The 8,756-nt window shown below is 69.2% G+C and carries 4 protein-coding genes; all 4 read right to left on the bottom strand.

Translation table 11 applies throughout. The features are described 5' to 3' along the window. Nucleotides 1-499: 499 nt before the first annotated feature. Nucleotides 500-1,750 (bottom strand): MFS transporter, encoded by a 1,251-nt coding sequence (locus ACFWB8_RS35810; protein ID WP_385237107.1) that lies wholly within the window; start codon nt 1,748-1,750, stop codon nt 500-502. A gap of 387 nt (nt 1,751-2,137) precedes the next feature. After that, nucleotides 2,138-3,664 carry a hypothetical protein gene (locus tag ACFWB8_RS35805; protein WP_385237104.1) on the bottom strand — a complete coding sequence of 509 codons (1,527 nt, stop codon included), beginning with the start codon at nt 3,662-3,664 and terminating at the stop codon, nt 2,138-2,140. 1,382 nt (nt 3,665-5,046) lie between these two features. Continuing rightward, nucleotides 5,047-5,973, bottom strand: coding sequence for a hypothetical protein (locus ACFWB8_RS35800; protein WP_385237101.1), 927 nt, complete (start codon nt 5,971-5,973; stop codon nt 5,047-5,049). A 70-nt stretch (nt 5,974-6,043) separates the two neighbouring features. Next, complete coding sequence (locus ACFWB8_RS35795; protein WP_385237098.1) at nt 6,044-8,092, bottom strand: hypothetical protein; 2,049 nt, start codon at nt 8,090-8,092, stop codon at nt 6,044-6,046. Between the last annotated feature and the right edge of the window lie 664 nt (nt 8,093-8,756).

The following is an 8,756-nucleotide window of genomic DNA, read 5'->3' as shown; positions in this document are numbered from 1 at the left end:
ATACTCCCCTCCGTGGCTCCGGTCCCTCGATCGATGCAACCGCGCCGACCGGACCGGCTGTTCCCGGCGCGGCCGCTTGACCTTCCAGACAGCCTGGTGAGTTGACTCCGGCTGGGGCGGTGCCGTCTGATCGCGGTCGCCCTGCACAAAGGGTCAGCCAGGCGGGCCAGGACGGATCAACCTGCTCGCTCTGGAGAACGCCGCCCTGACCGGGCGCGAGACGATACCGCCCAAGTGGTGGCTCTGCCCCGCCCCGAGAACTCTCCGTGAGCAGGGACTGGGCGACCAACACGGCGGAACCTTCAGGGGTAGTCCCGAGGTAAGGGCAAAGCCGCCAGTACTTGATCTTGGTGTCCGGCCCGTGTCGCTCGTCACCCATTCGGCCAAGGGCCGTTGGTGGGACCCCCGCCCCCCCTGGACGTCGACTTCAGTCCGCTGCGCGGCGATGTCCCCGGCGTGGCCGGCTACGGCCAGCCGGCCTGACACACCTACTCCTTGGTCATCCCGTCACTTCCGCGGCATCGCCCGGCTGCGGCCGGGTCCGCATGCCCCAGCGGGCAAGAGAGGGGCCGGCAGCGCCCAGCGCCGCGAAGAACAACGCCAGCAGCAGCCACCCCGTGGTGCCGAGGCCGAGCACCACCGTGGTCAGGATGGCCGGGGCAAGGGCCTGGCCCGCGTTGAAGCCGAGGCCGAGGAGTCCTTGGTACTGGCCCTGGGCGTGGTCGGGGGCAAGACCGAAGCCGAGGGCGAAGCCCGCCGAGGACTCCCAGACCTCAGCCAGGCTGTGGACGAAGATCGCTGCCAGGACCAGTCCCGCCGCCGCCCACACCGGGGTGTACGCCGCCAGCGCCATCAGCGGGCAGCTCACGAGGAAGAGCAGACCCGCGATGCGAAACGCCCTGCCGCCGTCGTGCGGGGTTTCGATCCGGGAGCCGATCCTGGTCTGCATCAGCACGCAGAAGGCGGCATTGACGGCGAACAGCGCGGCGATCGTCCAGCGCGGCGCTTCGGTGTGTTCGGAGATCCAGATCGGCAGGAGCAGGGAGACCACCGGGTATTGCAGTCCCATGGCTCCGTAGAGGACGGTGAACGTCAGGAACGGGCGGTCCGAGAAAGCGATCCAACGACGCTGCTGCGGCGGCGCCGGCAGCACCGGATAGCGGGGCAGGAGGAGCAGGAGCACCGCGCACAGGGCGAAGCTCGCCGCGTTGCCGAGGATCAGCGTGACGTAGGCGCCACGGGTGTCTGCGGCCAGTGCCGCCCCGGCACCCACCGTTCCGAGGATGACGCCCAGGTTGACGAAGGTGCGCAACCTCGCCCGGAACAGGGCCGGGCGATCACCCCCGACCCGGACCACCAGAGCGCCCCCGGCCGCGCCACCGGCCGCCGCGGCGATCTGGTCGACCGTCGCGATGATCGTGAACGCGGTCCAGCTCTCGACGAGGACGAGGGCTGCCATCGACAGCGCCTGGACCGCGAGGGCCACCATCATGATCGTGCGCGCCCCGCGCCGGTCGGCGAGGTACCCTCCGGGTATCCCCGCGCACAATCCGATCAGCCCCGCGATGGTGAGTGCGGCGCCGACCTGCACCGCGGGCAGGCCCACGACCAAGGTGAAATAGAGCGCCGACGCCGCGTTGAACAGACCGTTGCCGACCCGGTTGACGAAACTGGCGGCGATCAGCACGCGCTCCGGCCGGCTGTCCCCCACCATGCTGCCTATTCGGCCTGCCAGTCCGCTCTCGATCATGGACGGCAGGCTAGCAGTGGTCGCAGAACCCGCCGCAGCTGCACCAAGGTCGCGTGCCCCCGACTTTTGGCCTTATCTCGGCGCTACCCCCTTCAGGCACAACGGCCCGCAGAGTCCATGCCGACCTGTTGCGGGAAACAGACACCACCCGATACGGCATGACCTGCAGAACCCATGCCTCCACCGAGAAGCACAAACAACAGCTAAAACATGCGAGAGAACCCTGGGCACGGACCGATTCCCTTCGACGACGACCAGGCGCTACGGGCCGCCCGTGGCCGTACGGCGGCGGAGCGGGCCGCCGACAAAGTTCCCCAGCAGCCAGCCCACGCAGCGCAGTCCGGCTTCCGGGAGGTCCGGCATGGGTGGACTGGCTCAGACCTGGCATCAGCGGATCCGGGGCAGGGCCTTGTCCGGGTGCGCGGCGTGGACGTACTTCACGGCGATGGTGGGGTGGATGCCGAAGAGGCGGACGAGGTGGACCGGATCGGCGGTCTCGTGGGCTTCGTCCAGGATGCGGTCGGCCCATACCTGCCGTGGCAGCAGTCCGGTCTGGTTGAACGCGGCCCGTATCGGGAGGTAGCTGATCTGCGGCGAGGCCGGGTGCCGGTAGGTCTGGGAGGTGATGAGCAGGTGCGGGTTGGTGGCCTTGGGCCACCGGCGGCGGCGCTCGCGCAGCCAGTCGGCCATCAGGTCGGTGCTCAGGTCGTCGAGGTAGACGAGGTGCGTCCGCTCACCCCGGCGTACCGCCGGTGTCCGGCGGGCGAGGTCGGGGTCGGCCAGGTCCAGGCGGGCGACCTCCACGGTACGCACGGCGTAGATGGCGACCAGAGCGACGATGAGGCGTGCGGCGGGACCGTCCAGCCGGTCCAGGGCTCCGGCCAGCCGATCGCTGGGCAACGGCCGCGGCAGGTGTACTCCAGCGGGCAGCTGGAGCCCGGCCGTGGGGTTGAGGAAGATCAGCCGTTCCTGCTTCAGGGCCCCCCAAATGCTGCGCAGCACGCTGAGCAACCCGCGGGCCACGTTGCCCGGGCGGCGGGCGAGTTCGCTCGTGATGTGCTCGGCGGTGACCTGCCGCAGGTCCAGCCCGACCGCCGTCCACGAGGTCAGAGCCGGCCAGGCGATGCGCAGGTCGTGGCGGATGCGTCGGAAGCCGGCCGGGGCGTGCCGGAAGCGGCCGCGGCCGCGCAGCACCCTCACCCAGGCGTGCAGCTGGTCGGCCATCGGGGCGGGAAGCTCTGCGATCCGCGTGTGCAGGGCCTTCTCGTCGTGCCGGTCGCGCCGTTCCTGGCTCAGGTCGGGCACACGCGGACGTACCTGATGCTGGACCTCGGTGAGCAGTTGGGCAGGTGTCTCGGAGAGTTCGTCCGCCTCAAGTAGCGCGTGCGCGTGGAGGAAGGTGATTACGCGGCGTGTGGCGGCGGTTCCGGCCGCGACGGTCCCGGCCAGGGAGCGGATGTCCCGCTCGGGGATCGGTGCGTGCGGCCCCAGCCGGGCCAGCAGCGTATGCAGGACCAGAGCCGCGCCGCTGGGCACGTTGCGTTTGTCGGCGAGCTGGGCCCGCGGGTAGGCGGCGGCGGTGGTGTCCAGCAATTCCTGCGCCGGAGCGGGCAGCCGGGGCAGCGCGAGGACGGGCCCGAGGTGCTCGCGGCGCCAAGTCCGCGGCATCGAGAACAGAGACAGTTGCCCCGCGGTGATCACCGGCACATTCGGCTCCTCCGGGGCGGGGGTCGTGTGGGTGCGGGTGCGTGCACGCGAGGCGGGGCCGGATCGGTTGTGGACGACGTAGCCCAGCTCTCCGGCCCTCCGCTTCAGCTGATGCGCGAGTACTCCGGCGAAGGCGAGTTGTGTGAAGGACGTTGGCGCCGACCAGTCGCCGACCTCGCGCACGTAGGCCAGGCACCCGCGGCACATGCCCTCCTTCGAGTGCAGGGGCAGATCGTCCCGTCGGCACCGCTGGCACTGGCCCATCCCGTAGCGCTCACGGTTGTGCCGCCATTCGTCACAGCCTTGGCACCGGGTTGTCGTGACGCCCCAGCACGCACAGTCCGCGCACGACCGCACGGGCCATGCCGCAGGGGGCGGAGTCGTGCGCGGGCTCAACATTCCGGCTTGGGCGAGGAGCTCGGCGGCGGCTTTCAACGGCAACCGCACCTGATCGAGCATCTCCGGCGCGACCAGCGACTCACCCTCCGCATCCCGGATCGCCAGCGCGCACCTGATCAGCCGCAGCACCATCTGCGGCCACGTCCCCTCAGCCCGGCAGCCGCCGCCCGCCGTGCGGCGAGCGCCTGCAGGACCTCCTCTTCCGGCCATGTGCGGCCGCTGATCCGCCGGGCATCGCTCCGCTCCAGGCGCCGCCGGACCGGGAACAACGTCAGTTGGCCGCGCGTCACCTCGGGGCAGATCCTCGGGTCGTCAACCAGATGCCGCACCTCGTGCGGCCTGAGAGAGGGCTCGGCCGCGCCTCGGGGGCGCGGTAGGTTGCGTGCACCTTGCTGAGCCAGACCCAGCACGTAGACGTGCAACTGGGTCGGCCCCGGGAAGACGGCGTCGATGCCGGCGCAGATCTCCTGCCGTACCGCGAGTGATTGCGGGAATCTCACACCCTGAGGGATGCCTCGAACATGGGTGTCCTACCTGCTGGCTTCGCTGATCGCGCCCTCGATTTCCACCCACGAACCCGTGCGTACTCCAGGCGCGTACGAGGCGGGTAGGGCTGCGGCAAGTTCCCGTGCCCGTGCCCGTGCCAGCGTCGATGCTGCTCGCGCCTGGACCGCCGAGAAGTCGATCGCCCCGTCCCGCCAGATGACGGCCTCTCAGTCGAGCACCGGCCCCGGGCGAAGCGTCTGTTGAGCGGCCAGGGCCAGGTCCATCCAGACCGAGGTGACGACCCGGCCCGATCGCGCGTACAGCACGACGGAGTCGACGGTGCGGCGGATGACGGTGCGGTGGCCGTCAAACTTCTGTTATGCGCTGTTGAGCTGTCCACGGATAGTGTCCGGCTCGAGGTCGAGCACGGGATGGCGGGTGCACTTCACCCGTCGGAAGCCACTGTGGCCGCGCGATGCCAGAGCCGTCATCGTTCCCCTTCCTGCCGGAGGGAATGTCCGGGGCCCCTGGCCTTCGGTGGGCCCGCAGCACCGGGAAGGCGTCGAGGCCTGCCCTACTGCAACCCGGACGATGCCCTCGGCATCAGCGCGTGAGCCGATGTCCTGTCCATGGATGTGGCTGGGCGCGCTGCCTGGCCACTGTGGCCAGGTAGCGCGCTCAGTTGGCAGCGGTGTGATGCTCTTCTACTGAAGCGGGTATTGGTAGGTCTGCAGGACGGACTCCAGACCTCGTACGCCCCGGGGCTGGATCACGGGCGCTGCCACGTAGGTCGCCAGGAGGTTCCCGTCGGTGTCCCGGACAGCGAGCTGTTCGGGGAGCACGGTGCCCGAGCTGACAGTCAGTACGGGGCGCCCTTCCTGGTTCTCCAGGGCCAAGGCGGCCTTGTCCGTGGGCTTTACCTCGGACGCCGGGATCATCACGATGCCGCTCTCGTCCGGCGTGCCGGTGGGCAGCACGAGGAGGGCGTCGTCGGGGGACAGGGCGGTCAGTTCGGTGCGGGCGGCCGCGTAGTGGACCTGTTGGTCGGTGACGGCCCGGATTGCGACGTCGATCTTGGCGATCGAGCTGTTCGCGTCGATGGCCGTCAGTACGTTGACCGGACCGACGGTCGCGGCTCTCGCCTCGGGTTCGGCAGCTCCCTGGTCGGCGGGCGCGGCTGCTTCACCGGCGAAGAGGTGGTTGATGTTGGCCGCGAAGACGTTGACCGCGAGGGCCTCGTTGGTATTGGCCCCGACGTGCACGCGCAGCGTCCAGGCGGCCTGGGCGTTCGCCAGCGAGGCAGGAGTGTTGATTTTGGCGGGGATCATGCCGAGCTCGTCGGCCGCGCGGACGTTGGCTTCGCCGGAGGCGTCGGTCAGCATTCGCATCTTGTTGAAGTCGGCTTGGTCGGCGATCCGGGCGATCTCGTCCGTGAGCTGGTCGACCTCGATCTGGATGGCGGAGCGGTCCTCCTGGCTGTACGTGCCGTTCGCGCTCTGGATCGACAGCACCCGCATCCGCTGGAGGGTATTGGTGAGTTCGTTGAGGTGGCCCTCGGTGGTCTGGATGAAGCTGATCGCGTCAGACGCGCTGCGGGAGCCTTCAGCGGTAGTGGAGAGGTCGTCGGTCAAGGGGGTCCTCACAGGGAGTCGGGCCCGCGCAGGGGCCGCGGCGGCGGTAGGGGACGGGCCATCGGCGGGGTCAGCGGCCGCGGTACAGCAGGTGCAGTTTGCCGTCGTGGGTGGTGAGGGCGGGTTCGTCGACGTTGGGCGTGTCGATCCTGGTGGTGTCGGACCAGAACTTGTCGAGGAGGAGGTAGGTCCACCAGAGACTTCCGTCGAGGCCGGGCAGGAGGCAGTACAGCCTGGTGCCGAGAGTTGCGATCGCCGGGCCGGTGCGGATGCGCCATCCGGCGTTGGTGTCTTGGCGGGTCCACTGCCCGTCTTGCAGGGTGAGCCTCTTGACGCTGCCGGGTTCGAGGGTGGATTCGCGGTAGATGACGTTGAGGGCGCCCCTGTGCGACGCGACGCCGGGGGCGTGTTCGGTGAACGCGGGGAGGGCGTACTCGAACATCAGCCGCACGGCAGGACTCCAGGCACCGTCGTAGACGAGGTGCCACAGGTTCCGGTCGAAGCCCACGATGAGGAGGTGGAGCTTCCCTTCGTGGTAGGCGAGTGCCGGGGCGGCGAAGGCCTTGGGGCCTCCACCGTTGATCGGGGTGGGCGCACTCCAGCTGGTGCCCGCGTGCCAGCTGTAGCGCAGAGAGTTGTCGGCCGCGACATGGACCGCGTGAAGATTGGTTCCGTCCGAGGCGAGTGCGGGGGCGTAGATGCTGGTGGCATTCGCCCAGGGGACTGCCGGAGGCCCCCACGGGCGGGTGGTGGGGTTGAGGTTCGTCGCGTGCACGGGGGCGCTGGAGCCGTCCCTGAGCCACAGGGCATGGAGACCGCCGGCGTGACTTGCCACGGCAACGGGGGAATTGCTGACCGGGAAGTTCGTGGAAAGGGCCTGCTTCCACGTGGCGTCGTCCAGGTACCGATGATCCACCTTGAACCCGGGGCCATGGGGCATGACGACGTTCAGGTACAGGATGTACCTGCCGCCGCCGTCTCCCACGAAGCGGATGGAGTTGAGGTCGACGGACCGCTTGCTCATGGTGTGCAACGCCGTCGCGCTGAACGCCACGCTGACGTCCTGGATGAGGTCGTCGTCGTTGCGGACCCAACCCAGGATGGCGTCGACGAGGGCTGCGATCAGGCCGACCAGGGACAGGAAGGCGGAGGAGGCTTCGTAGTCCCCGCTCTGGTTCTCCAGCTTTTCGGAGGTCGTGAACGCCCACTCCTTGATGGACCTCATCGCACCGCGCAGGTCGTTGTAGAACTGCGAGTTGCTGTCGTCCTCCTCCCAGCACTGGATGTTGCCGGTGAGGGCCCTCTTGATCTTCCCGTTGAAGAAGTGGGCGCCGTCGCCGAAGTACCGCCAGTGTCCGGTGTCGATTCCGCCGAACACGCCTGACATGTAGTCGCTCTTGGACACCTCCGATCCCGCACCGGAGCACCAGTAGATCTCGTTCGCCGGGTCGAAAACGGAGTCGTGGGCGCGCGCTTCCGCGTAGAACTTGCTGTACTCCACGCGAGCGTCGAGCGGGGCGACGACATAGCCGCGGCCCTTCAGTCCGTCCTCGGCGAGGAAGACGATGACCCCGGCTCCGTACTCGTTGCGGGCCGCCGCCGCCTCGGCGGTATCCAGCGGCTGGCCCGGCTCCAGAGCGTCCACCCGTACCGTGCGGAAATTCGGCTGCGCGGTGATCTCCGGCGCGAGCGCCGGCAGGACGGCAGCCAGGTCATCGAAGGAGAACCCCTCCGAGAGGGGACGCTCGGTCACCTCGGAGGTGAACAGCGTGGAGGCGCCACGTCCCTTGGCCTGCTCCTGGAAAACTCGGCCGAACTCGGCAATCTCCGCGTCCGCAGCCCCGGTCACCCGCAGCACCCCCAGAAGCTGCTCCTCCAGGTCGGTGAGCTTCTCGCTCTGCTCGCTGCGGGCAGCGGCCCGCAGTGTCATCCCGTAGAGCAGGTTCGCGGCCGGGGACAACGCCAGCCTGCGGGCTGAGCGGGCCGCCCGCCGAGCCCGCGGACTGGGCGCACTGCCCTCGGAAGTGGTGTCGGACGCGGGGGCGGACTCACCTGCGAGCTGGGCGCGCAGACGCTCGACGCGCTCGGATTGAGAGGCAAGCGGGACAACCTGGGGCATGGATCAGTTCCTCCACCTGGAGTGACAAGGAGATCACCTTGCGTGGCCCAGCGTGATCGAGCCCAGGTAGCCGCGTAAGCCATATTCCAGACACATATCCATCCCAGTCACGCCAAGGCACCAGGCGACCAGAGCGCGGGCGCAAACGCGATGGGCACCACATGTCAGCCGGCCACCAACGCCGGGAAGGACTCGGCCCGTACCGCGTCCCGCGGCACCCAGAACGGCAGGTCGTTCCGGCGCACCGCTCCGCCGCGGAACCGGCGCTCTCCCGGCTCCAAGGCGAACCTCCGGCTGCGCCTTGCAAAGGGCCTACCCCGTCCATAACTTCTACTCAAAGCCAAGCCCGGACCGGACCGGGGCACGGCCGGGATCGTCTCCGCAGCCTTCGCCAGCATCGGCGCGACCGGAGACCTCAGCACCACGACCGCACACCTCCACCCCACGTACCAGCCCCCCCCACGCCCCGGCTTTCCGCCCGCCCCGCCTCCCGACCCGCACACAACGCCGGACGGGTGCAGCCGGGCCGGCCTTCCGCAGCCTGCGGCCTGTCCTTACGCTCGCTCGCCCGGGTGTGTCCAGTTAACGGCTGATCTTGGTTTTGAGGTTCAGTTGTTGGCTGGGGTGAGCCGGCCCTCGAAGGCGATCTGGAAGGCGTTCAGGG

The sequence above is a fragment of the Streptomyces sp. NPDC060031 genome, from assembly GCF_042736805.1.
Classification (GTDB): Bacteria; Actinomycetota; Actinomycetes; order Streptomycetales; family Streptomycetaceae; genus Streptomyces.
Note: the sequence above shows the minus strand (reverse complement) of the source record. Positions and strands in the feature narration are given on the sequence as shown.